A 24,277-nucleotide genomic window follows, 5' to 3' on the forward strand; every position below is an offset into this window, starting at 1 on the left:
ATTATAGCATGAAATGCGTTGGAATAAATAATGGATCTCAAGTACGATAACAATAAGCTATCACAGAAAGGATTGACCATTGTGAATCGTAAATTCATTGTTTATCTTGTCGCGTTTGCTGCATTTCTTGGGCCGTTCACGCAAACCATCTACACGCCGGTGTTGCCCGAGGTTGCCAGCCAACTTCACTCGACTTCATTCGTCGTCAATTTGACGATTTCCGTGTTTACCTTTTTTCTGGCCATCATGCAAATGATCTATGGTCCGCTTACGGACTCAAAGGGACGCCGAAGAGTCATGCTATTCGGAGTATTACTGTATGTGATTGCTTCGGTTGGGTGTTACTTCTCTAAAAATATAGAGCTGCTTCTGGTTTTCCGAGCGTTGCAGGCAATCGGAATCGCTGCGGGATCAGTCGTTGCTGTTACGGTGATCAGCGACTTGTTCGAAGGAAAAGAACGGGGTCATGCGATGGGAACGTTCCAGATGTTAGTTTCATTAGGACCGGTGCTCGGGCCCGTCATTGGCGGATTCCTGAGCGGGCTGTTCAATTTTCACTCTGTATTTCTCGCTCTGGCAGCAACTGGATTGCTTGTGTTGATATTCAACTACCTCTATTTGAAGGAAACGAAACCAAGCAACGTCGAAGCCGGCCGGTTTCAACTGCGGGACTTTGCCATGATTCTTCAGAATCGGATCGGCTCGTCCATTATTTATCTGGGGTTTATTCAGTATTATGTGTTTTACGATTTCCTTGTCTTCCTGCCGAACATCCTAAGTGATCGTTACGGCTTATCGGCTGAACAGAAAGGATTGGTATTTCTGCCGATGTCACTCAGTATCGTGATCGGCAGTTATTTGGGCGGAAAAATCCAAGCGCGGATAGATGGAGAAAAGGTTGTTGTGCTGACGACTTACCTAAACGCAATTGCGGTATTGTTCTTCCTCATCTCCTATTCGATATCATTGGCTTGGCTGCTGGCTGGAATTATTGCCTTTGGATTATTCCTGGGGCTGTCTCTCCCTGTGCAGACGACGCTCCTAACGGGAGCTTTCACAAGAAATCGCGCGACTGCCGTCGGTGCGTATAACTTCTCCCGTTATATGGGAATGGCCGTCAGTCCGATCGTGGGCAGCATCTTCTACCGAATCGGCGGCTATGGCTTGTTGTATGGATTTATCGTAGTCGCGACGCTGGCCTTTGCCTTTATGTTGTCCCGACGTCTCCTTGTTACCCGATCGGTTTCGGTTTAACGGCTTCAGAGCTCTTCCTAATGCGGATGATTAGGGTAAGCAACAGCGTCATGAGAGCGACTAATCCGACAACGACGGAAACAATCCGAATCGCGGAGCTGAAGCCATAGACGGTAGACGCCAGACCGCCCCCATAGGAGCTGGCCCCTTGGAATAGATAGCAGAGAAAGACGGCGGATAAAAACTGCGCTCGATGCGCGGGAGGCGAGTTCAAGGCAGCGAGGGCAATTCCTCCGGCTGCAGAGAATCCATAGCCAAGTCCGCCGACAATTGATGAGATAATAAAAAGGGCGAAGGAATGAAGCTCCGATGCCATGACGAGCAGCACGAAAGTCAATATGATCGCAATCATGCCGGCCCGAATCGAGGTTAACGGACCCATTCGTCCGGCAATGGTTGCACTCACCGCGATCAGCAAATTCGATATCGATAATACGGTACCGATCACCAGAATATCTTTGGTCCCAACGACATCTCGCGCAATTTGCGCGCCAAGAGATAGGAATACACCGCCGTAGCTGAACGCCATGCCGACGGCTAACACTGCCAAAATATAAACACCCCATAATCCATCCGGCACTTTAATCCCCGCTGGTTTCCACTTTGACCGACCTTCCGAGCCAGACCTTGCATTCTGTGGAAGGAAGAGACAAAGAATAATGCTGATACATACAAATGCGGATAAGACCCAGTAACTTAGATGCAGCGGGAACGGCGCATATTTTATTAGAATTGCACCAACAATTTGTCCAAGGAACACGCCTACTGCTTGCGTAATGGTATTTATCGATCCGGGCAGCTTCTTGTTCGATGTCGGATTGAATTCGACTAGAGCTGCAGCCCCCGACCCCACGGCTAACCCAACTCCGGTGCCTTGCATCGCACGGCCGAAGAACAGCCAGTACATATTGGGAGCCAATGCGAAAGTCAAAGCGCCAGCCAGAAGAAATAGAAGTCCAGTAATAAGCGTATTTCGGCGTCCGAAGTAATCCGAAATATTTCCTAACACAACGAGTACCACTATGATTACGATTGGATACATAGCAAAGATACCTGTCGTAATGGATTTCGACAGATGCCATTGCGATGCATAGAGCGGAAACATAATGGAAGGAGCTGCGCTGGACCATAAACTCATGACGAGTGCCCAGGCAACAATCCAAAATGCCGTTCTGGATGAGACATGTTTCATTAGACCCCTCCATCCTGTAAAGTTGATTCCTCTGTCTATATTCCCCCTGCTCTCCATGATTAATGTTAGGATGCCGCCAGCCAATAAAAAAAGCCCGCTATTACAGTTTCAGCGGGCTTCACTTAGACACAGTCACTCTTCGATATTTCGTGTTTTACTAACACTTGTTAATGCAAAATCCTCTTTGGAAATTCCCATGTTTTCGGCCAACTTCTTCTTGATTACCATAGCTTGCTGTAAACTGGTAGCCCGATATTCAATCGCGGTGCCGGATGCATCTTCGAATGAATAGTAGCACTTCTTATTGGACATAAACGCTGCACCTCTTTTGTCTGACAATAACAACATTATGTCCCTGATCTTGGTTTATAAACTTCTTTGTACAATATCGGTATTATCATTCATTTCATTCGACGACACTTCTTTTACGATCCGGTTCAAGTCCACCAAGATCCCTCCGATCTCCCGAAGTACCAGAGGTGAATGTACGCCTGTCATGTCATGCAAACAAGCAAGCTGCAGGGACTGTGCCCGTTCTACATAACTGCGCTGCGTACTCCTGCTCGCGGTGGAATTGTGAATAATCGTCTCCCCAAAATGTTCAATGCATGCCGCTGTTGCCTCGAACGTCTCGAATATCCGTTCGATCCTCGGATATTCCACGTTGTACTCTTCGATTTCCCTCAGCTCAATCAAGCTGCGTCGTATCCCTCGAATTTGGATCGTCACCTTTTCCAATTGGTTCATTCCGAACCCGATCGCTTCCAAGCGCACCCTTTCTTTGGAGCGAAAAGGACTGAATTTCTGGCTTTGCTTAGCCAACTGCAATTGCTGCAAGCTAACTCCGGTTTCATCAATCAATCGTTCTACCGCTTCATCATCATGTGCTGGGCTGCTCTCCTGGCGATATAACTTGACGAAAGAATGAAGCGCCGAAGCCGCGCGCTTGCTAAGTTGAAACAGAGAAGCTTCTGCGCTTGGGACAGCGTTCGGCGGAATAATGAAGGCATTAACTGCAACGGCGACTGCGGAGCCAATGACGGTTTCCACGATTCTGCCGAGGGCATAGCCTTGATTGTGCCCAAAGGCCAGAACCAAGAGTGAACTGACCGCCACTTGCGTAGCGATTTGGTCATTCAAGCGCAATGCTTTCGGGATGGCCATTCCAATGAGAATGACGATGAAGATCGATAGAATCCCTGCACTGAGCCAATGTCCAATAAGTAAGCTTATAATAACTCCGAGAATGATCCCCATAGTGCGCTGCATCGCTTTCTCAAGCGAATCGGCAACGGTAACTTGTACCGTTAGAATCGCGGCCAGTGGCGCAAAGTACGGATAATTGTTGAACGACAGATGGGACGCCAGCTCCCAGGCTAAGGCGGATGACAGAGCTGTTTTCCCGATTTGCAGAGTCAAACCGTAGCGCGTCAACATTTCCAAGCTTAGCTTCATCGACTTCATCCCCCCTATGTAAACCATAACAAGAGGACATCCGGGATTCCGAATGTCCTCTTCCATTAAGTCCGTATTCACTGCGATGTCAGTTTAGAATAATACCGTTTAAATTGCAAGGAATAAATCAGCACATAAACGACAATGAGAGCTGCAAACATATTGATAATCACGAGCGAAGTGTTCAAACTTAAGAACGATGTCAGGACGCCGACGGCAACTGGGGGAGCAATGAATCCGGCATAAGCGCACATATAGAAGGCGGAGATGACACGCGGTCGTTCTTCCGGTTTGGGCAGCTGTCCGGCAAATCGCAAAGCGGCTTGAAACGTCCATCCGGCGCCGATCCCTTGAATGAAGAAACCTGCCCAGAGCAAGGGCATGCTCGACGTTTGCCCCGATAAGAAGATAAGCCAGGATCCAATGGTAAGCGCCAATATGCTCAGACGGATCCGTGTGACAGGGTTTTTAGGCCAAGGGAAGAACTGCATGAGCGCTCCTCCACCCAGAAGCAGCAAAATCAATAAACCGGATATGGATAAATTGCTGGTGTGTATTACGTTTTTGACAAAGGTTGGGATGAGTGATAAAACAACTCCGCCTAATGTGAACACCGTGAAGATTGGAAGCCCGATAATGGACCAGAATTGATTTCGAACGTTATGCGGGATGCCAAGAGAGATCTTGTTCTTCTTCGCATTCGAATCCTCGTGTTTGGGCAGAAGTTCCAGCAGCACCAAGGAGACGAAAAGCATGAAGAGCAGGATCCAGAACGGCATCCGAAGCGGTTGAACATGCAAGTATTGAACAATAAGGCCGGAAACCGCGGGTCCCAAACCAAATCCTAAGTTAACCGTTACCCCGGACAGCTTCAGTGCAGTTCCTGTTTTCTCAGGCGTCGTTTGTTTCAATAAGAAGGCACTAACGGCTCCTGTAAATGCGCCATATGCGATGCCTTCCAAGATCCTTGCCACATAGAGCATCCAGACATGAGTGCTGGCGATGAACAACAGAGTTGAAGCGATGGAAAGCCAAATACTGATCCGTAATACCTTCTTTAAGCCCCAATATCCCCCTCTGGACCCCACAATAAGCAAGGTAGGCAGAAGAACGGCAGCATAGATCGCGAACAAAATGGTGATTTCCAGACTGCTCAGCTTAAAGTGTTCACCATAGACAGGAAATAACGACGAAATGTATGTCGCCCCAATGGACATTAATAGCACGATTAACAGCGTTCTTTTCATTCAAGTTCTCCTTCTTCATGATTGAGTTATTATGCCCAGCATTTTAAAAGACATTTTGTCTTATATGCCCCTATTTATCAAAAAAAAACGACGGTGAGCAAAATGATTATTTCTGCGCGTTACTCACCGTTGATGTTTGAAACGCCTCCTTCAATTAATGCTAAAGGAAAGGCCGATTACCTCATCCATCATGTTCCTCATGGATTGGGCTTGTTCATGACCAAGCAGACCTTCGAATTCGGTTTGAGCTCGCTCCCATCCGCTTCTTCCGATTTCAATCCGCTTCTTCCCTTCATCGGTAACCGAGACGATGCGAGCTCGACGATCGGATTGACTAACCTCAATACGTACCAGCCCGTCACGCTCTAATGGCCGGAGGTTATGGCCAATTGTTGCTCGATCCATTGTCATCATATTAGCAAGCTCCATCATGGTCTTCGGTCCCTCGCGCTTAAGTAATCCTAAGATTGCGAATTGGGTAGCCCGGACTCCTGCGCCGGATTCAGCCAAACAAGTATCATAAAGACGTGTAATATGCCGCTGAGCACGTCTTATCTTGGTACAATTACATATTGCAGCTATATTAATGTCATTGGCCATTACGTTCACCTCCCTTAACCGTATCGTTATTGTTTGCTGCAATTCAACTTGATAAAACATATTTTAGTCTTATATGCCCGTAAAAGCAAGTGGCAAGATTAATAAAAAAAAAGCCGCAATTATGCGACTTTAAATCATTCTTCCATTTACCTACCCAAATTGCTCTTATTTGCTTCGCGATAGTATACGGCCTTCTGAACGATCGCGATGATGGCCAGGGCGATGATAGGCAGCGGTGTAAATTCAAACAAGAAGGAATAGAGAATGAAGAACAGAATGCCGCCAGTGATCATATGATTGACAGCCTTAAAGGAACTGTAAGCAGACCGATAGACCGTGAACCGCTCGGCTTCATCCAGTTTGTCGAACAGCTCGCGCTGAGCAGATCTTGAACGCAAATTAATCGAGCGATCCGGAAACAGCTTGTTGTAATGCCGAAGGATGATGGCCTGCAGGATGACTGCTAATACGACGAAAACAACGGAACTTAGCACATTGGCGATCAGGAAGGCTTCTTGATCATTATCCCGTGCTTCCCGGCTTGCGAAATAAGCAAAGCCAAGCGCGAACCAGACGAAGGCTATAATTACATTGTAAACGCTGATCTGAATAAAAGAACCAATCGCACGCTCGCTTGCAGGCGTTTCATCTTCCGCCATATTGGATTCATCATTTCTCATAGAAGATAGCTGCACAATTCCAACGATGCTCCACATCGAGAAAATGAAACAGGCTAATCCGATAACTCCGAATATAACATCGTAATCGTACACGATACTCGGTTTAAACGTTAAATGGTCCGGATGCGGAATCGAATCGCTAGTCAGGAGGAATCCGCAGATCCCTCCAATGGCCATCATGAATAACAAGTACGGCACAGAAATTTTTTTCGATTTATTGTTCATCGTTCTCCCCATCCCCTTCCAGGTAAAATATAGCCTCCACTTGCTCCTTAAAGACAGCAGCGATCTTCAAACACATGACGATCGAAGGTGCGTAATCCCCTCTTTCGATCAAGGCAATCGTTTGTCTGGATGCGCCGATTAATTGGGCGAGTTCGCTCTGGGACAGTCGATCGCGGGCCCTCAGCTCTCGAACTCGATTGTGTAATTCACCCACCTCATCACCTCCACTTGGAATTATACATAATTATTGTCATAATGTATATTATCATAAACAAAATGACTATAAAAATAGACACAAAAATAACCGCGAATTTCGCGATCATTTATGAACCTATGCAAGTTACATCATGAGCCTGATATCTGGAAACGATAAGGTCATGCTACTAGAAAAAGGTGATGCAATGGCTTCAACGACACCGCCTGCAAATGACCTATTAAGCTTATTCGAGAAGACCATTTCCATGGAGATACGAGTCGAAGACGCCGAAGACGGTTGTGGAGTTTTGGAAGAGCGATTTGTTAAGGACTGAAAGTGAAATATGGGATTGCTCCACGCTGAGGGCAGTCCCCTTATGAGAGGAAGAACTATGCAACTGTCAACGAGTGATGCAATAAGGCATCTTGAGGAAGTACTCACGATGTTAAACATTCATTACTGGCTTAAGCATGATTTGTTCACATTTCCTTGGTGGGTGCTGCTTATGACCTTAATCGCCCCATGGATGATATGGTGGAAACTGGTGGACAAGAGTCGAATTGCAGTCATTTTGGTTTATGGACTATTCATGAGTATCCTTATCATAATGTTGGACGAGATTGGGATATCGTTTGGATTGTGGTCATATCCGACCCAGCTTATTCGAATTCTTCCCGGTTTATATCCGGTAGATTTCTCATTTCTTCCTGTAGCACATATGCTGCTGTTTCAGTATTTCAGGAATTGGCGGTCATTCCTAATTGCTGTTACGATCACCGGCGCTGTTTTTTCGTTTCTTGGAGAACCGCTCTTTGTCTGGCTGGATATCTACGAGTTGAATCATTGGGAGTATTATTATTCATTCCCGATCTATATTGCTAAAGCCATACTGGTGAAATGGCTTGTGGAGTCTCTAATGACGAGAGCAGTAAAACACGCAGGGGGTAAAGAAAGGTGAGTCCAGACCCGGAGGATTATAAAGTTACATAAACTTAGAAAGCTGCGAGCCTGCAGGCGTCGCAGCTTTCTTCATGTATCCCTCTAAGGGAGCAATTTGAAATTGGGCATATAGCCGTGAATCCGGAATGAGCGAAAAGCTTCGGCATAGACGAACCCTGCTTGAAGCCCTCTGAATTTGTCGGTAATCTCCAAAATATCGAGCAGCCCATGCGTCTGATAGACGTCCATCCAGGTATACTGGCTTGTATGCTTGGTTAGTGCCTCCCTCTTCTGCTCGTAGAAATCGGTGATATCTACGTAAACCTCCGGCATAAAATCGATTCCCACTGGCGTCCCATAGAAGAAGAGTGATGGGTTTTTGGAAATTGGCGGTTCGTCTGCCGGAATCAGCCTCCCAGGAATGGACAGCATGACTTCGCTCACGATTTTTCCGGTTATGGCATGGTCTGTACTCGGATCGAGCGGATAATTGGCTAAGATTACGTCTGGATTCGCCCAGCGTATGGCATTGATGACGGCTCTTCTTGTTTCCGGCGTGTCCTGCAAGCCCTGATCGTCGAATCTCATAAACCGGACTTGCGCCCCCATCACCTTCACGGCTTCCAGCTGCTCTTGCTCCCTCTGCTGCGCGATCGCTTCCCTGCTCTCGTACTCGTTCGAACCGATATTTCCGCTCGTGGTCAACGCGATGAAGATGTTATGTCCCTGCTGTTTGTATTTCAGCAGCGTCCCCGCGCAAAACACTTCAATATCGTCGGGGTGCGCGCCGATAGCTAGTATGTTCATCTTGGATCATCTGCCTTTCAGTATGTTTTGCAGGATCGACGTCAATCCGTTCGCGAGCTGCATGAAGCCCAGATCGGTATGATGAATGCCGTCAACCGTGCATTCGTTCCAGATATCTCCCAGTAAATCGGCTCCATCGCAGAAGTGAATGAACCCGTCGTCTTGGCTTCGAAGCGTGTCCACGAGCTCTCGTTGGAAGGTCATCCGCTCGATTCTGTCGTGATAGGAAGATCTCTTGGCATGCTCGAACCCGAACGGGATGCGAGAAACGACGATGATCGGAACTTTCGGATGCTTACCGCGAATGATGCGAATGAATTCTGGCATCGTATCCTTCAATTTCTGCGGTGTCGGGCAATTCGTATCGTAGTCCAGCACCACGACGTTCGGATAATTAATGTCATTAATGAATGTGGCGACTTCAGGATCTCCTTGACCGTTTCCGGAGAAGCCCAAATTGATGAACTCGAGGTTGAATCTGCGGCTTAAAATATTGGAGTACGCCATGCCGGGACGGGAAGCGCAGCCGCCTTGTGTAATTGATGTTCCGTATACGATCACCTTTCCGTCAGAATCATAAGCGAATGGCTCTTCGATGACGGCATCCGCGTTCACGCCGATCTGTACCTCATGCACGCCTTGAAATAGAGGGAAATGAAGTGTGACTCCGCGCATCTCAGAGGTTAAATCTTCGTAGAAGACATACTCGTAATGGTCCGCATCATAAGGGAATCGCGTCGTTCCGTAATACAGCTGAGAGGCATGATCGCCTAAGTAGCAATCGAAGCCGTTCACGGCGGTCGCCGGAATATGTTCTGCGGTATTCGACGCGTATAGCTTGGCCTGAATGGCTAACTTCGTCGCATTCGTCCGGAATCGAATTTGACCGCCTGCGGTGTTATTCGCCAGTTCGTCGACTGCTTGCCGAAGCACTCCCGGTTCGACGACGGGAAGTCTGCGATACTTGCCGCCATACGTTCCCCAGGCGAACCCGGACAGCCGAAATGGCGCTTCCAATGGAGAAAGCCATTTCAAGCGCTCCTTGATTTCGACCTCGTTGTCCATTTGCCTCATACCTCCTTCTCGTTAGGATTCGAATTGATAGGTTCCGGAGCCAACGCGAAGAACCCAATATTCCGGATCGTCCCCTGCGAAGGCGACACCTTCCACGGCAGATACGTCGATGCCGCTTTCCAGCAGCTTCCGTGCTCCTAGCTTCGGGACGTATAGGGTTGCCGAAGCATTGACCGGTATCGTGACTGTCAGCCTAATCCCGTCGGCGGTTCGCTCCCATGCCGAGCCGATCGGTCCGCGGACCGTATCGATTGTCGCACTTGCACTGTTAAGTCCCTCGATCGGATAAGGTTTGATCGCGCTAGTCTTATAGCCATTCTCTCCTACTTGGATGCCTGCCAAATGACGATAGAACCAATCGTCGATCGTACCTAGAAAGAAGTGGTCGAATGAACGGGTCTCCTCTTCCCACGACTCCCAGAAGGCGGTCGCTCCTCGCGCGAGGCAATAGCCCCAGCTCGGATACGTTTCCTGCGTTGCGATCGTATAAGCGACGTCTCCTTTACCGTTCTCGGTCAATACAGGGGCCAAATATTTGGTGCCAAAACAGCCCGTATTCAAATGGCCTGCCTTCCGCAGCATCACATCCTGCGCCAAATTGTCGATCACGGCTGGGATGTCCTCTACCGGCGTTATCCCGAATGCGACCGCAAGAACATTGGACGTTTGTCTGTAGCCTGCTTCGATCTCGGTATGGTACACCTGCTGTTCGCGATCATAAAACTTCGCATTTATCGCTGCTTTGAGGCGCTCCTCTGCCGCTGTGAAAGATTCGACATCCGATTCATGACCCAAAACTCCGGCGATTCGTGACATCAGCGTACAGCAGCGGAACACGTAAGCTGTTGCCAGCAAGCTTCCTCCTTCTGGACCGATGAATGGCCCGGGAACGGCCCAGTCCGCGTAGCTCTTGTCGGAGCTTACACCGTCGAACAAACGGTCGAGCTCGAATTGGAGGTAACGTTTCATCTCCGCGTAATGCTCGCGTAGGGTTTCGCGATCTCCGTAATATTCGAATAGAGCCCATGGTATGATGATGAAAGCACTCATCCACGCAGGTGTTGGATCCAAGTATAGAAACGGACCCGGGCACGTATGGGCGATTCCACCCGATTCCTGCTGAGAATCTGCAATATCCTGAACCCACTTGGCATAGAACGACGACATATCGAAGCTCATCGATGCGCAATCGGCGATCAGATGCCCGTCGCCCGTCCAGCCTCTTTTCTCGTGAAAAGGTGTGTCCGTAGGAATGCTATGGAAATTGTTCAGCATCGTGTTCGTCATGACTTGATCGATCCGATTGAACAGAGGGTTCGAGCATTCGAATTCGCCGATCTTATCCAAGTCATTGTGAAAGATGCGCGCTTCCAACTGAACGGGCTGTACCGCACTCTCGACCTGAACGTAACGAAACCCTTTATAGCTGAATTTGGGCTCCCAACACTCGGTACCTTCTCCTTTGGCGACGTAGACATCCTCTTGGGCATTCTCCCAAAACTGATGGTCATACCCGTCTTTCCAAATGTCGAGCACGCCGTCCGCGCGCAGCTTCTCGCCATAGATGAGCTTTACGCTCGTGCCCGTAGGTGCAGCGCTCGTTATCCTCGCCCATCCGGCCGTGATTTTTCCGGCGTCGTAGATATAGGTGTTTGGCTTCGGATTGGAAATATAGGCACACGGGATCGTATCGACAATTCGGATCGGCGGAGAAACCGTTGCTTCGATCGCGCCTGTGTACGGCGTTAAGCGTCGAACTTGAGCCCATTCTTCTACCGGATATCCGGCCCTGTTCCATCCGCGTTGCTCGAGGCGAGCATCGTATTTATCTCCGTACCAGACATTGTCGTCGAGTGTCGGACCGTCTGCCGTAAGCCAAGTCGCGTCCGTGGCGATTGTCTCTTCCGTTCCGTCCGTGTACGAGAGTCGCAACTGAGCGATAGCTTTTGGCTCGATCGTCCCGGTAGTCGGCTCTTCTTGGCTGAAATTATCTCCGATCCAATCCTTCCCGTACGCGTAGTGCCCTCTGCCCAGCTCTAACCCGATGCAGTTGTCTCCGAGCTCCAACAAGCCGTCGCAATCGAGTGTCACCGAGTAGGTCCGTTTCGGAAAGTGGGTGTAGTCGGGCTGAAGAAGTTCATTGCCTACGCGCTGTCCGTTCAGTGTCGCTTCGAAATAACCGAGGCAAGCGATATGCAGACGGGCATGCAGCACTTCCTTGGCAATACGAAACTCCTTGCGCAGCAAGGGGGCTGGACCTCTGCGCCGAATGCAGCCCCAAGGCGCATCGCCGTAGGATGCAAGTATGACCGCGGACTGCGCGTCGAAATCAATGGAGTCGGCAAGCTTCCAACCGTCAATAGCCCGATTCGAAACAGACCAGGTGCTGTCCGTGTCTACGATTTCATATGTGCCGTCTTCGTAATGCAGCTCGAATCTGCCAATAAATCCTGCGTAAGGTGAAGCCGTATTTTCGGCCTCGCAAGCCAAACAGTTCGCTCCGTCTAGTAGCTTAGGCGTAAAATCGATATAGACGAAAGGAGAAGTATAATCCTGCTTCCACCGCACGTTCAGCTTCGCGATCGTGCTTCCGTTCACGTAGACGATGAAAGGCGTGCCACAAGTACCGTAAAAAAGAGCCTGCCTCACCGCCTTATGATCAGCGGACAAGTGCAGCACTTTGCGGTAGTAGATGCTTCTGGCAGGCGTTTCGCCCACTGGAAGCGCGAACGGCTGACCGATCCATGTGCCTCCATCGAGTGGGTTCGTCCTTGTGTTGCCGCCGATCCATTCTCCTTGCCAATCCTCGGAATGGAGCAGCCCCGTCTCGAACCAGGCGACGGGGCTCCACTCCGCGGCGGCATTCCCTTCACCGTCCCAGACGATAACCTTCCAATAGTAATGCTGGCCGGATGCCAAGGGGCTGCCGCCATAACGAATTTGCAAGGTTTCATCCGACTTGACCTTGTCTGAGTCCCAGCAGAAAGGGCCGAGGTCGTATCTCAACCGTTCTTCGTTCGTTCCGACGATAATCCGATAGGCGGATTGACGCTGCGCGCGCAAGGAGGCGTTCAGTTTCCAGCTGAATAGTGGCTGGAGGCTGCCGATTCCCAGCGGCTCAGCGGCATTATCGGTTCTCAAATCGTAAGGCTGAATACTTCCGAACATACTCGGTTTCCCCCTCATGGAAGCAAATGGAGACCGCCAGGTATTGGATACAGGGGCAGGCTACGGAAGCCTTCGGCGTATTTGAAACCGGGAGCTGCGCCTCGGAATGCGGAGGTTTTCGCGGCATTCTCCACCACTCCCGTTCCATACATGTATTTCAGCCAGGAATTCTGACTATCGTGGCACTCGAGCATTCGCGCTTTCATATCGAACGTATTGGTGATGTTCACATACGCCTCGGGCTCGAAGCCGACGCCGCCGATCGTGTCCATTAGAAACACATGCGGAATCTTCTCCATATGCGGATATGCGGTCTTAATCAGCGGGACGGTGACCGGAATACGGCAATCGACGGCGATTTCGGAGCAAATCCGATGATCGGGATGATAATCGTTGCCGCTGTGCACGAACATCACGTCGGGATTCGCCTTGCGAATCGCGTTAATGAACGTCATTCTGGATTCGCGGTCGTGGAACAAAAACTCGTCGTCATAATTCAGCCAGATGAAATCGGCGCCGATCAACTCGGCCGAGGCTTCCGCTTCGCGCTTACGCACAGCCGCGATTTCATCTTTGCTGAGCGCCTTGGAGCCAACGTTGCCGTTCGTCGCGACCATAATTGTCACGTGGTCGCCGCGGGCAGCGTATTTCGCCAGTGTGCCGCCGCACAGAATTTCCACGTCGTCCGGGTGAGCGCCAATCGCCAGTACTCGCATGAAGTTCCCCTCCTATGCTCCTACAAAATCTGGCCGATCCGCGGCTGGAACTGCGGATCTTTCGGATCGTAAAATACCATTTCCCGTTCGAAATCCGTTCCGTACAATTCGAGTTTCGCGATATCCAGATCGATGCCGAAGCCAGGGCGATCCGGCACTTGGATGCTGCCTTGGCGGAACGCCAATTGCTCGCGCAGCAAATCGCCAGTCATGAAGTTCAGGTGCGTATCGTTCGCGAACGGGAAATTCCGCGAGGAGGCGACGAGATGCACGTTGCCGAGCGTCCCGATGCCGGTCTCGGCCCAGCTTCCGGTCACGCACCAAATGCCGGCATGATTGGCGAGGTCGACGATTTGCTTCGCCTTCAAGATGCCGCCTGCTTCTGACGGGTAGACGAGAAAGCAAGCGCATGCTCGCTTGTCGATCAATCGCAGCGCATCCTCGTAGGTAGCGCACCCTTCATCGGCGATGATCGGCACGTCGACCGCGCGCGCGACGGCGGCCATGCCGTCCACATCGTCGTAGCGGGTCGGCTGCTCGACCATTTGCAGATCATATTTCTCCATGGAGCGAATCGCCTTGATGGCGGTTGGTACGCTCCAGTTCTGGTTCGCGTCGATACGGATCTTCATCGCCGGACCTACCGCTTCGCGGACGGCTTTGACCCTAGCCGCATCCAGAGCGATGTCCCGTCCGACCTTCAACTTCAATTCGGTATACCCTGCGGCGGCGAATTTACGAGCCTCCTCCGCATTCGCTTCAGGCGCATCGATAAAGATGTAGCCGGCGAACGCGACCTCCTGCTTCACCTTTCCGCCGAGCAAATTGTACACGGGCGTGTTCAATATTTTTCCTCTCATATCAAGCAGAGCCATCTCGATGCCCGCCATGCCGTAATAGCCGATCTGCTTCCAATTGACGCAATATTCCTCCAGCCGGTGGAGTATGGATTCCAGTTCCATCGGATCGCGTCCGATAACGAACGGGGCGAATTCCTTGTCTACCACGGTTTGGATCACGGGAATGGTCGGTCCTACCGATTCGCCGATGCCGATCAAGCCTTCGTCCGTTTCGATTTGAATAATGAGCGAAGGCGCGCTGTACCTGGTCCCTCCAGACCATTTCTCTCCTTTGTAAAAAGGGATCTTAATCGGTTTCGTACGTACGGCTGTAATTCTCATCGCGGTCCCCCCTCATCTTCTTGATCTTCTTCTAGCGAAACGATGATCTTGACGGCTTCATCCGATTGGCTCCGAGCGAATTCGATCGCCTGATCCATCTCTTCGAACCGATAGGTGTGCGTAAGCAGCGGTTTTACTTGCACTTGTCCGGAAGCCATCATTCGGATGACCCGCGGCCACACGCGAGGTGCATTCGTTGTGCCAAGCAAGCTCAATTCCTTCAATACTACGGTTTGCACGTCCGCCGAGATCGGCTTGCCGGGTAAGCCGAACAAGAGCAGCCGCCCGCCCCTCTTCAGAAGATTGACGCACAAGGCAAGCGATGACTCTGAGCCGGCCGCGTCGATGACGATGTCTTGCGATTCCGCATCAGGCGCTTGCATTGAAGCGCCGCTTACATTCACCGCTTCGTCCGCACCGAGCGCAAGCCCCAGTTGGAGACGGCTCTCCCTCATGCCGATGAGGCTTACTTTGCCGGCGCCAGCTGCCTTCAGCAGCTGCACGAAATACAAGCCTGTCGGTCCATCGCCAACGACTGCCGCATGCTCGCCGATGCGAATGTTCAATTTATCGATTCCGCCCAAACAACAATGGAGCGTCTCCGCTTGCGTGGCTTCCGCGAAGCTGATCGAATCCGGCAACCCGTACACGTTCGCCGACGGTACGATCATATACTGCTGCCAGCCCCCTGGATATTGGAGTCCGAATTCTCCGGAATCGGGGCAGCGATGCTTGTTGCCGGACAGGCACTCTCCGCATTTGCCGCAGCCTGTTAACGGATCGATGCAAACGCGGTCGCCAATCCTCCAGGAAGTAACGCCCGCACCGATGCGCTCCACGACGCCTGCCAATTCATGTCCGAGGGGAAGCGGCGGCTCAGCGAAATTCGCGTGACCGCTCATAATGTGCAGATCCGTCCCGCAAATGCCGATTGCCCGGATACGCACCTCGACTTGACCGTCGCCAACATCTCCGCGCTCTGCGACCCGCGGTTCCATGGCGTTAAACCCCGTCCATTCCCAAATTTCGTTTCTCATCTTAAGTCACGACCTTTGTCTCGAACTCTACGAAACTTCCCGTCCGGTCGATGATCGCGAATGACAGCGGCTTCAGCCGAACGGGATAACGGTCTCCCTCCCAATTCAGAACGCCTGCCGTCTCGGTAGCTGCTAGATTCATTAGAACCGTTTTGCCACCATCGTTAGCTCCAAGCCACGTGATTCCGATATTTTCGCCTTCAGCGATCCAAGGAAAAGTCCACGCATCCAGCTTTGCCAGCTCCCGAAGCCGCTCGGTTCCTTCAACGACGTTGTTTCTATCCGCATCGAGATCCCAGAAAACAAGAAGAGAGACGGATGATTGCAGTTTTCCGAGGAGATCTATGTTCTTCGAAGCCGCCTTACGGTCGAATATGACCCTCCTATAGCTCGAAAGCCTCTCTTGCCATTTGTCGCTTAATTGATAGTCTCCGAAGAACAACAGCACCTCTCCGTCGTCGCTGAATTGATCCGCGCGGACCGGCTTCACGGGCAATCCCGCCAATAGGGGCAGCGTTGAAGGGACGAAGGCTTCCGCGAAAGCGCCGTTTGTACCATAAGCAAGGTGCACAGGGTATTTGCGAGTGGAATTCGAGCAAGCTTGGTCGAGCGCCTCCAAGGTCGGCCGCGCTGCCGCCAATGCTCTCCAGTAGCTCTCCTCCAGCAGCCAGGTGCCGCTCATGAAGAGAACATTTTCGATGCCGGCTGTAATCGCCAGCTTCGCTTTATAGACCAGATTGTGCTCCTTTAACGATCGTGGCGGGAAAATGGTAGATTCGCTATAAGCTTCCGTGCCGGTCATAAAATTCAGATGATAGAGGATACCCATAAGTTCTTGCGCTTTGCCGTTCGGGTTTCCGAAGCTTACGTCATTGAAGTGCAGCTCCCCGACCCGGAAAATCGTATTCGGTACTCGTTCGCGGATGGAAGGCACGTCGATTCCATGCCGTTCGTCGCCGTAATGCATGACCATAATGCCCGGCCGTACCCCGTCGATGTCCGTCGCCTTCACCACGTCCGTCACTTTATCGCATTGGAACGCGACCCAATCCAGCATCAAGTCCGCATCCCGCTTATCCACCGTCGCGTCCCGAAGCGTTTCCCTTGTCGTTTCACGATTATAAATTCGATTGAATTCGGCTACGCAGTCGTCGCAATAACAGCCTTCGATGTCCGGATTATAGTTGCCCGCTCTCAGATCGTCGTCGAGAAACACTTCCTTGAAGCCAGCTTCCTTCAAGAGAGTGGCCGCCTTGCCGTTATCTTCGATCAAGCTTTCATCGATCGCCCCGCAGTAATAGACGGTTTCACCGAATTTGTCGATGCGATAATGCCAATGCTTCGGCAGTTCCAAGTGCTCGATATCCGGATCGTCCGGATTGAGCGCGTTGCCTGGATGGCCGACCGGAATGGTGACCGCTCCGACCTCGAGACCGTGTCGCTCCGCGAAAGCCTTCGCTTGCTTGAGCTCCTCGATATCGATCATTTTTCCGGAAAAGAAGCCTGCGATCCAGATTTTTTCGATTCCCGCGTCTTTCATCAGTTCAATCAACCGATCTCGCGATGAAACGTCCAGCAGCGGCTTATGCTCCATGCTATAGTTCAGCTTCATCTCTATGCTCCCTTCACACGTTGGTTTCTTTAAACGGGAACCGGGCCGAACACGACAAGCGGGATTCCGAATTCATCTTTCACGTTGACGACGGGATTGAAGCCGGCTCCATGCGATAGCCAACTGTCGGCTGGAACGGATTGCTCGAAGCGCAATCGGATTCGCCGCCGTTCTTCGGTCAATTCAGCCGTTAACGGCAATCTCTGATTCTCTTTCTCCACTCGAAACCCGCACACGCGGCCAACCTCTGTCAATCGGCCATTAATTCCAGTCAGGGCTATCGTTAGCTCCGTGCGTTCCTCGTTCCAACGAATCACGTCCGGTCGCGGACCGGATTCCGCAATCGGATTTCCATAGGCGATGCGCAAAGCTTGCCACGCCATTCTTTGCCCGACCTGCTGAAGCGACTCCGTATCCAAATGTATGATGTCCGCCAAACCTGCATCAATCGTCGGGACCATCGCCGTGAAAGGCAAGGCGTGCTCCAGTGCCAGTTGATCCGCCTGCACGCGGTTCCACAACGCAGAATCCGGCCATCTTGCATCCGGCTCGAGGACGTAAAACACGGATAGCTGCGCAAAGATAAAAGGCAGCTGCGGGTCGTTCAGGTCTTTGCGCAGGGCGGCTACCCAGGCAACCATCGTTTCGTAATATTGCGGTGCCGTTTCAGCGTTAGTGTCACTCTCGCCTTGATACCACAGGCAGCCTTTGACCTTGCCGCCCAGCTTATTCACTCTGCGCAGCATCGCCCCGTAGAAGGAGCGGCCTCCCTTATCGGCAAGCCGGTAATCCCAATGCGCCATGCTGGTCCCGGAATGGGAGCATACGATAAGGCCGATCGGCACGTTGACGTGCTTTCTGACCTCCTTGGCGAACGGAATGCCTAAACCCGCCCCATGCTGGCGAAATTGCCTTTGTTCGAGAATGGCTTGGGACAACTCAGCCTCCGGCACCTCCCGATTAATAGGGTCGACCGATTCAAGCAGCCAGCAAAGCGGATCGGTCGCGATCTCCCATCGGTCGCCGAGGTAGAAGCAGCTGATTCCGGTTTCTGGAAGCTGGATTTGGCCAAGCTTGCCTACGCCGTCCATATTCGATTGGCCTGCCAGAATCCACAGATCCCCCACGAATACCGGTGTCACGTAGCATCTCGCTAGTTCGGCGTCGTCGGTCCACGATACGATTCGAACTTCTACGAGGTGCTCCCCTACGGGCACGTTCGTCAATGAACCGGAGAACGAATCGCCTTCGATTGGGCCAAGTGGTTTCCATGCTCCAACCGAGCTTGTTCCGACGATTCTCCCTTCCACGCGGCTGCTCGAGCTTGCGGGTAGTACGCCTGTTAATACCAGCTTGATCGGGATGACAGCTTCGTCCAGTTCTTCTCTTTGAAAAACCTGATGCGGCACTGGCTCGATAATCTTCAAATCTTGCAGATTATTCATCTGATTAATGTTTAACCCCCTTAATTAATACGGATTCGAAGGCATCATTTCCCAAACGCGGATCGAATCGAACGCCGCGTCGCCGCCTTCACAGAAGAGGTACACGCCTGTGCTGTCCAATCTCCCCGGATACACGCGTCTTGCGATGCCCTGTCGCTCACACGCAAAAATTTCGATGACGGATTTGTCGAGGAAGATCGTCAACTCCAGCTTCTCCAGCCCGTGCAAGCGAAAAGGCGCTGCTTCTCTGATTCTCCTGCCGCCGGCTCCGCTCTTCGTCGAATCGAACACCAGTTCATCCGTATCGGCATCATAATAGAGCAGCGTAACTTCCTCTTCGTCCTCAGAGGCGCGCACCTTCAATCCCACTTTGCGAGCCGATCCCGGCGCGATCTCTAATTTGATTTCGGAGGATTCCCCGTTGATATTCGTAAGCTCCAGCCTTTCCCCGGCAGGCACAACGATTGAGGGAAAGCTCCTCTCGTTGTATCTCAGCAGAGCAAGTTCATCGACAGGCGCCATTCGCAGCGTGTCGTCATCGCCCAGCCACAACGTTCTCGGCAAGCTGTACACGCCGGACCAGCCGTATTGGAGCTCGTCGTCCAGATTATCCACGAGCCAAGCCCACATAATTTGCCGACCTTTATCATCCATCAGCGCTTCGGGAGCACAGTAAGTAGTGTCCGCCCATGTCATGCGTCCGTGGGATTCCAGCAGCAAGCGCCCGCCACGATATTCGCCAATATAATATTGGCAGCCTTTGTTATGCGAGATGAACAGCTGCAGATGCTTCCCGCTTGATGCTCCGCCCTGTTTGGATACCGGTAGAGGAAAGAAGCTCGCGCACATATCGTCCTCGCTTTCCTCGGTCCACTTGTTGGAGCGATCCCGTTCATAGAACCGGTCGACGTAGGTCCATGTTTCGAGGTCCGTCGATTGGAACAGATCTGTCCAGTCCCCTCTGGCTTCGAGCGGAGAATCTGCGGCCCTCCCGTACTTGCCCAATACGCAAAGATTGCCTGTCTGCATGTAATAGACGCCGTCTTGCTTCCATATATTGCTCGGATCGCAGCAGCCTACATACAGCGTTTCACCATCCGGACCGATCGCTTCCGTAATCCCGTTGACCGTGCTTTGCAGAGCTAGCTTATCGAACTTCTCCCACTTGTCGTAGTGTCTGTCCGTGCTCTTCGCGATGCCGACGCCTCCTCCGGCCATCGTTTCGAGACTCGTCGCCAAGCTCGAATAGGAGAGATATGCCGTACCGTCATCATCGACGAAGGCGCCGCCGCTGAAGGCTCCGTTATCTCCGTTACTCACAATCAGGGCATCCATGTGATATCGCCAATGCACCAAGTTATGGCTCGATATGTGCCCCCAATGAAAGGAGCTGCCGCTATGCGCATAGAGATACATCAGATGATAGCGGCCATTCGCGTAGAAGGCACCGTTCGGATCGCCTGGAATGCCGAGCCCTTCGGGCATCGCGAAATGATAGCCCGGACGATGGCGGTCATCCAGCAGTTTCATTCTGAACTCCCTCGTTGTGCGAATCGCCTCTTGGATCTTCTCGTTCTCCATGATTTTTGGCTCGCTCCCTTTACTTGATCATTCTTAAGATCGCATCGCTGAACACCGGATCGAACAGCCCCCAGTTCCGATCGGTATACCCGTACGGATGGTTGATCATGTTGCCCTTCAGCTCCGTGATGAAATACTTCCCGTACTCGTGCAGCTTGCTGAAATACGAGTATCCTCCGACGAAAGCGACACCGTATTCGGCCGCCATCCTGCGGTATAGGTCATGATAAGCTTGGAAGTTTGCGGAAGACGCGTGTCTCGAGAACTGTGGATTCGCTCCGTTGTTCGTAAGGAGAATGCAAGGAGTGCCCTCGTCCTGAATACTTTGCAAAATAAAGCGGGCAGCCTGTTCGGTCTCCTTCGGGTCGCCGTGACACACATCGTTGATAAAATACTCCATGATAATCAGGTCTGGCGCGCCAGGCAACACCTCGCCGTGGAAGCGGTGCCTGCCATGGCGCATCTCTTCTCCGCCATAGGTAATGGAGGAAGTTGAGATTCTGGTTTGCGGATACGAGGTCCTTAAGCTCTTGATCACGTGATACGGCCATAAGCCGGAGCGCGCGTTACTCGCGCCGAATAAAGCGATTCTGACTTGGGCATCTCCTGAGGCGAGCTTCTCTCTGAAGCCGTTCAGATGCTCGCGCTGCTCCAATGGGATGCATGATACCGGGTCGCTGCCGCTGAGTGCGGCTCTTCTGTCGAAAATCATTTCTGGATAAGCTTGAACCCTGTACTCCCCAGGAAGGTTTCGACCTCCTCCAACCTGCCACGATGGCGAAAAATCGAGCTCAAGTCCCCAGTTCACCGGGAATCGATAGGCGGATTGCAGCAGCAGCGGCAGGTTCTGATCGCGCGGCAGAGGCACACGCTCTGTCCATCGCAGCGTATCCATCGTCAATCTATCGTTCATGCCGTAATCTGAGCCTGTCGCGGCGATCCGCACGTAATAAGTTCTCCTGGGATAGGAACCCTCCTCGTTCTCGTTCTCGACCTCGTCCACCGTCACTTCAACCACATATTCGCGTTCCTCCATGTCCTCGTACCGGCCAATCAGCCGCGGAACCGTAGACGAAACGGATGTCGATCGCGCTAATTGGTTCACCGACGAAACGAAGCTCCCGCCGCCGTATACTCGCTCTTGCCCCCAGCCGGTAAACACATGCGCGAGCACGTATCCTTCTGAGACACACGGCGGCTCGGGAAGCAGAAGCTCGCGCGATTCCGGCGCTTCGCAATCGCCTTCGGCGACCCGGATTGTTCCATCATCCTGCAGGACGATAGCATCGTATCGACATAGCCAGACCGCGTAATCCAGGGACAGTTCTTGCCCCGCCTCAATCTCCCCTTGGGGATGACGTTTGATTGACCCCCAATAGCTGTCATGCGTATAGTCCGTATCTGCGAGATAGCGTTTTCTTCTATCCTTGGAATACACCTGCAATGATCCCGGTACCATTCTCTGATAGGGCATCCCGCCGCTGCCGCGAATGTCCTCCCCATTCCATCCGCTAGGGGAAGCGGCGCCTTCGCCTTGGATGCGATAGATTTGATTCCTATACGGCCTCTGGCCAGCCTTGCGAATCGCGATAGTGACGGGCTCTCGCAGCTCAATCGTACGAGTTCCCGTATTCAACCACCCGGGCTCCACGATGACGTTCATGGAAGCCGGCTTCGTTGATACGACCGCAAGTCCCGAGCAGCTTGGTTTCATAGACATCCCTCCATGCCCTATTCCGTTTCCGTCAGCATAATGAGCTGCGAAGTTAAAGCCGTATCCAGCTTGATCTCGAGTCCTGTGCGCGACAACGCATAGCCTTGAAGCGTGAATTCGCTGCCTTCCGGCTCCACGGTCACGCGGTAATGCGCGTTCTTATTCAGTCCTCTGAACTTCAGCGTATACATGTTTTCTTCCGCGTTCATGAGCCGGAATACAGCTGCGACAGCCTTCTTCCGGTCCTCGGATACATACTCCAGCGCTGCCCATCCTGTGCCATCAGCACCGGGGATAACCGGGGTATGATGATACACTTTCGCCGTTCGATGGAAAGTCCGAATGAAAGTTTTGTAGATTTCAATAAACTTCCGGGTTGTCTCCATAATGGCCGGATTCGCTTGCTCCAAGGAAGGCGTAATTCCGAACAAAGTCGGGTGTCCCATGATAATCACATGCATCTGCGTATCGAGATTTCCGGCGTACGAGCTCTCGACTCCCGTCGACCGATTGATATATTCAGGCGGCAGCGCCATGCTCATGCCATTCAGAATGCGAACCGTACGCGGCATTTTGAACCAGTCGGAAACCCAGGTCGTCGTAAAGCGGCTGACGATACCGACATCCGTCCGTCCTCCACCGCTCGCGCAGTTCTCCAGCTGCAGGTTCGGGAACCGTTTACCAACGCGCTCGAATATGTCGTAGATGGCTTCCACATGCTTCCAATGCGTGTTCTCGTGCCGTCCATCGTGGACATTAAAGCCGCCGTCGTTCGAGCTTGAATTGTAATCCAAACGGAACATATCCAAGTTATACTTCTCTACGAGACGGACGATTTCCGACTCGACGAAAGCTTTGACCTCCGGCTTCGCCAAATCAAGAACGCGATCGAACTTGCTGCCGAATTTATGGAGGAACCAATCCGGATGCTCTTCGGCGAGCTTCGATTTGGAACCCGCCGTTTCCGCTTCCACCCACAAACCGACCTTCAAGCCCTTCGACCGCGCATAGTCGAAGACGGGAAACAAGTCGTTCGGAAGGCCATCCGCAGCATGCCAATCTCCCGTCGTATTTCCCCAATCCGTGCCCTCTTGGCCGTTCTTTCCGTACCATCCCGCATCCACCATCAGGAGCTCCGCGCCTAATGCCGCGGCGATATCCGCTTCCCGCTTCAATCCTTCCTCGCTCATCTGCGGCTGTTTATAACCCGGCTGCATATAACCCGCCTGGTTATAGATGACCGGCTGCAAGCCGTCGCCGACTTGTCGCAGAACGCTCTTCCGCAGATGCGAATGAAGGTTCTGAATCGCCGTATCCAAATCAACATGACTCATCCCGAAATGGACGACAGGCGTTCGAATCGTTTCTCCCGGCGCGATGAGTCTCGCCGGAGCCGGCGTAACCGGCATCATCTCGAAATTCAAGCTCACCTTCATCTGCAGCCGTCCATCGTTAAAGTAATCCGCGAAGAAAGCCGTTTTCCAGTTGGAAGACCATCCCATCTGACAGACGAAGTAGCCGCCGTTCAGATTGTTGCGCAGGATGAAGAACGGGCTGCTATGCCCGCTCATGCCGAACGTCGATTGGAAGAAGATGCCGGTGTTTAGGGGAATGTCCTGCCAATCGAAATTCCCTTCGTGCGACCAGTACAAATCTTTGAATCGTCCAACCGAATAAGGCGATACCGAATAGTCTTTCAGATTATCTGCCAAATTGTCGTTGATACTCCAGATACAGCCCTTCAGAGGGGTCATGCTCGTAAGTCCTATTGTCGCTTCATCCGATAAATTCGTGATTTCTATGAATCGTTTGAAGAATCCGAACCCGCAGCAGCTCGTCACCATTTTAAGTAGGATCGGCTTTATCGTATTTTTCAGCGTCAACGTTCCATGCATGTTACCGATCTCGTCTTCATGAGAGTTGAAGTCCGCGAATTCCCAACCGAAATTGAGAGTATCGCCGTCCACCACGAGATCGAATGACGGCTTATCCAACACATCGCTTAATTCGTAAATGGTGATGCCGTTATCTTGAAACCCCGAAACGAGCAGTCTGCCGTCTGCGAGCGTCTCCGTATAAATCGAGAGGTCCGATCCGTACTGAAACCGTTTCTTCTCCAAATCCGCGAATACGACATTAGGTTGAACCGGCATT

At 51.8% G+C, this 24,277-nt stretch carries 20 protein-coding genes; 2 read left to right on the forward strand and 18 right to left on the reverse strand.

The genetic code is table 11. The annotated features are described in order from the left end of the window. Positions 1-81: 81 nt before the first annotated feature. On the forward strand, positions 82-1,254 hold the full coding sequence (locus A8990_RS24395; RefSeq protein WP_245996190.1) for an MFS transporter: 1,173 nt from the start codon (positions 82-84) through the stop codon (positions 1,252-1,254). Here A8990_RS24395 and A8990_RS24400 read toward each other — a convergent pair. From A8990_RS24400 to A8990_RS24430, 7 genes are all read right to left on the reverse strand, one after another. After that, positions 1,232-2,446, reverse strand: a complete 1,215-nt coding sequence (locus A8990_RS24400) for an MFS transporter (RefSeq protein ID WP_181909757.1) — start codon at positions 2,444-2,446, stop codon at positions 1,232-1,234. The two genes, A8990_RS24395 and A8990_RS24400, sit on opposite strands and share 23 nt — an antisense overlap. Before the next feature lie 132 nt (positions 2,447-2,578). Beyond that, positions 2,579-2,758 (reverse strand): hypothetical protein, encoded by a 180-nt coding sequence (locus A8990_RS24405; protein WP_116191650.1) that lies wholly within the window; start codon positions 2,756-2,758, stop codon positions 2,579-2,581. Between the two features lie 54 nt (positions 2,759-2,812). Continuing rightward, positions 2,813-3,901: an FUSC family protein gene (locus A8990_RS24410; RefSeq protein WP_181909758.1), complete on the reverse strand. Its 1,089-nt coding sequence runs from the start codon at positions 3,899-3,901 to the stop codon at positions 2,813-2,815. 77 nt (positions 3,902-3,978) lie between these two features. Next, complete coding sequence (locus tag A8990_RS24415; protein ID WP_116191652.1) at positions 3,979-5,148, reverse strand: MFS transporter; 1,170 nt, start codon at positions 5,146-5,148, stop codon at positions 3,979-3,981. A 150-nt stretch (positions 5,149-5,298) separates the two neighbouring features. Beyond that, positions 5,299-5,748: a MarR family winged helix-turn-helix transcriptional regulator gene (locus A8990_RS24420; protein WP_181909759.1), complete on the reverse strand. Its 450-nt coding sequence runs from the start codon at positions 5,746-5,748 to the stop codon at positions 5,299-5,301. A 146-nt stretch (positions 5,749-5,894) separates the two neighbouring features. Then, complete coding sequence (locus A8990_RS24425; protein WP_181909760.1) at positions 5,895-6,653, reverse strand: DUF3169 family protein; 759 nt, start codon at positions 6,651-6,653, stop codon at positions 5,895-5,897. Further along, the gene (locus A8990_RS24430; protein ID WP_116191655.1) at positions 6,643-6,867 is read right to left on the reverse strand and encodes a helix-turn-helix transcriptional regulator; all 225 of its coding nucleotides are present in this window, start codon (positions 6,865-6,867) and stop codon (positions 6,643-6,645) included. The genes A8990_RS24425 and A8990_RS24430 overlap by 11 nt, the downstream gene beginning before the upstream one ends. Before the next feature lie 424 nt (positions 6,868-7,291). Here A8990_RS24430 and A8990_RS24440 point away from each other — a divergent pair, with 424 nt between their 5' ends. Further along, positions 7,292-7,807 (forward strand): CBO0543 family protein, encoded by a 516-nt coding sequence (locus tag A8990_RS24440; protein WP_147306861.1) that lies wholly within the window; start codon positions 7,292-7,294, stop codon positions 7,805-7,807. An 83-nt stretch (positions 7,808-7,890) separates the two neighbouring features. Here the strand turns inward: A8990_RS24440 and A8990_RS24445 are convergent, their stop codons facing one another. The 11 genes from A8990_RS24445 to A8990_RS24495 are packed head-to-tail and all read right to left on the reverse strand — an operon-like array spanning position 7,891 to position 24,276. Further along, the gene (locus A8990_RS24445; protein ID WP_116191658.1) at positions 7,891-8,595 is read right to left on the reverse strand and encodes a PIG-L deacetylase family protein; all 705 of its coding nucleotides are present in this window, start codon (positions 8,593-8,595) and stop codon (positions 7,891-7,893) included. A 6-nt stretch (positions 8,596-8,601) separates the two neighbouring features. After that, positions 8,602-9,660 (reverse strand): SGNH/GDSL hydrolase family protein, encoded by a 1,059-nt coding sequence (locus A8990_RS24450; RefSeq protein ID WP_181909761.1) that lies wholly within the window; start codon positions 9,658-9,660, stop codon positions 8,602-8,604. A 21-nt stretch (positions 9,661-9,681) separates the two neighbouring features. Continuing rightward, complete coding sequence (locus A8990_RS24455) at positions 9,682-12,837, reverse strand: alpha-L-rhamnosidase (protein ID WP_181909762.1); 3,156 nt, start codon at positions 12,835-12,837, stop codon at positions 9,682-9,684. Positions 12,838-12,851: 14 nt separating this feature from the next. Next, a complete protein-coding gene (locus A8990_RS24460) occupies positions 12,852-13,553 on the reverse strand; it encodes a PIG-L deacetylase family protein (protein ID WP_116191661.1) in 702 nt (233 codons plus the stop codon). Positions 13,554-13,573: 20 nt separating this feature from the next. Beyond that, a complete protein-coding gene (locus tag A8990_RS24465; protein ID WP_116191662.1) occupies positions 13,574-14,734 on the reverse strand; it encodes a mandelate racemase/muconate lactonizing enzyme family protein in 1,161 nt (386 codons plus the stop codon). Further along, entirely contained in the window at positions 14,731-15,771 is a 1,041-nt protein-coding gene (locus A8990_RS24470; protein WP_116191663.1) for a zinc-dependent alcohol dehydrogenase, read from the reverse strand. The genes A8990_RS24465 and A8990_RS24470 overlap by 4 nt, the downstream gene beginning before the upstream one ends. A gap of 1 nt (position 15,772) precedes the next feature. Continuing rightward, the gene (locus A8990_RS24475; RefSeq protein ID WP_116191664.1) at positions 15,773-17,383 is read right to left on the reverse strand and encodes a hypothetical protein; all 1,611 of its coding nucleotides are present in this window, start codon (positions 17,381-17,383) and stop codon (positions 15,773-15,775) included. A 29-nt stretch (positions 17,384-17,412) separates the two neighbouring features. Next, entirely contained in the window at positions 17,413-18,828 is a 1,416-nt protein-coding gene (locus A8990_RS24480) for a sialate O-acetylesterase (protein ID WP_116191665.1), read from the reverse strand. Between the two features lie 24 nt (positions 18,829-18,852). Beyond that, complete coding sequence (locus A8990_RS24485) at positions 18,853-20,409, reverse strand: glycoside hydrolase family 32 protein (RefSeq protein WP_116191666.1); 1,557 nt, start codon at positions 20,407-20,409, stop codon at positions 18,853-18,855. A 19-nt stretch (positions 20,410-20,428) separates the two neighbouring features. Continuing rightward, positions 20,429-22,123: an SGNH/GDSL hydrolase family protein gene (locus tag A8990_RS24490; RefSeq protein ID WP_116191667.1), complete on the reverse strand. Its 1,695-nt coding sequence runs from the start codon at positions 22,121-22,123 to the stop codon at positions 20,429-20,431. A 17-nt stretch (positions 22,124-22,140) separates the two neighbouring features. Next, entirely contained in the window at positions 22,141-24,276 is a 2,136-nt protein-coding gene (locus A8990_RS24495; RefSeq protein ID WP_181909763.1) for an alpha-galactosidase, read from the reverse strand. Position 24,277 lies beyond the last annotated feature (1 nt).

Source organism: Paenibacillus taihuensis (assembly GCF_003386535.1).
Taxonomy (GTDB): Bacteria; Bacillota; Bacilli; order Paenibacillales; family Paenibacillaceae; genus Paenibacillus_Z; species Paenibacillus_Z taihuensis.

What these genes read in the sequence shown, in the direction of transcription:
- A8990_RS24470 (WP_116191663.1), bottom strand. Translation starts at nt 15,771, where the DNA reads ATGAGAAACGAAATTTGGGAATGGACGGGGTTTAACGCCATGGAACCG.
- A8990_RS24480 (WP_116191665.1), bottom strand. Translation starts at nt 18,828, where the DNA reads ATGAATAATCTGCAAGATTTGAAGATTATCGAGCCAGTGCCGCATCAG.
- A8990_RS24440 (WP_147306861.1), top strand. Translation starts at nt 7,292, where the DNA reads ATGTTAAACATTCATTACTGGCTTAAGCATGATTTGTTCACATTTCCT.
- A8990_RS24465 (WP_116191662.1), bottom strand. Translation starts at nt 14,734, where the DNA reads ATGAGAATTACAGCCGTACGTACGAAACCGATTAAGATCCCTTTTTAC.
- A8990_RS24485 (WP_116191666.1), bottom strand. Translation starts at nt 20,409, where the DNA reads ATGGAGAACGAGAAGATCCAAGAGGCGATTCGCACAACGAGGGAGTTC.
- A8990_RS24460 (WP_116191661.1), bottom strand. Translation starts at nt 13,553, where the DNA reads ATGCGAGTACTGGCGATTGGCGCTCACCCGGACGACGTGGAAATTCTG.
- A8990_RS24445 (WP_116191658.1), bottom strand. Translation starts at nt 8,595, where the DNA reads ATGAACATACTAGCTATCGGCGCGCACCCCGACGATATTGAAGTGTTT.
- A8990_RS24405 (WP_116191650.1), bottom strand. Translation starts at nt 2,758, where the DNA reads ATGTCCAATAAGAAGTGCTACTATTCATTCGAAGATGCATCCGGCACC.
- A8990_RS24410 (WP_181909758.1), bottom strand. Translation starts at nt 3,901, where the DNA reads ATGAAGCTAAGCTTGGAAATGTTGACGCGCTACGGTTTGACTCTGCAA.
- A8990_RS24415 (WP_116191652.1), bottom strand. Translation starts at nt 5,148, where the DNA reads ATGAAAAGAACGCTGTTAATCGTGCTATTAATGTCCATTGGGGCGACA.
- A8990_RS24425 (WP_181909760.1), bottom strand. Translation starts at nt 6,653, where the DNA reads ATGAACAATAAATCGAAAAAAATTTCTGTGCCGTACTTGTTATTCATG.
- A8990_RS24490 (WP_116191667.1), bottom strand. Translation starts at nt 22,123, where the DNA reads ATGAAACCAAGCTGCTCGGGACTTGCGGTCGTATCAACGAAGCCGGCT.
- A8990_RS24400 (WP_181909757.1), bottom strand. Translation starts at nt 2,446, where the DNA reads ATGAAACATGTCTCATCCAGAACGGCATTTTGGATTGTTGCCTGGGCA.
- A8990_RS24495 (WP_181909763.1), bottom strand. Translation starts at nt 24,276, where the DNA reads ATGCCGGTTCAACCTAATGTCGTATTCGCGGATTTGGAGAAGAAACGG.
- A8990_RS24455 (WP_181909762.1), bottom strand. Translation starts at nt 12,837, where the DNA reads ATGTTCGGAAGTATTCAGCCTTACGATTTGAGAACCGATAATGCCGCT.
- A8990_RS24420 (WP_181909759.1), bottom strand. Translation starts at nt 5,748, where the DNA reads ATGGCCAATGACATTAATATAGCTGCAATATGTAATTGTACCAAGATA.
- A8990_RS24475 (WP_116191664.1), bottom strand. Translation starts at nt 17,383, where the DNA reads ATGAAGCTGAACTATAGCATGGAGCATAAGCCGCTGCTGGACGTTTCA.
- A8990_RS24450 (WP_181909761.1), bottom strand. Translation starts at nt 9,660, where the DNA reads ATGGACAACGAGGTCGAAATCAAGGAGCGCTTGAAATGGCTTTCTCCA.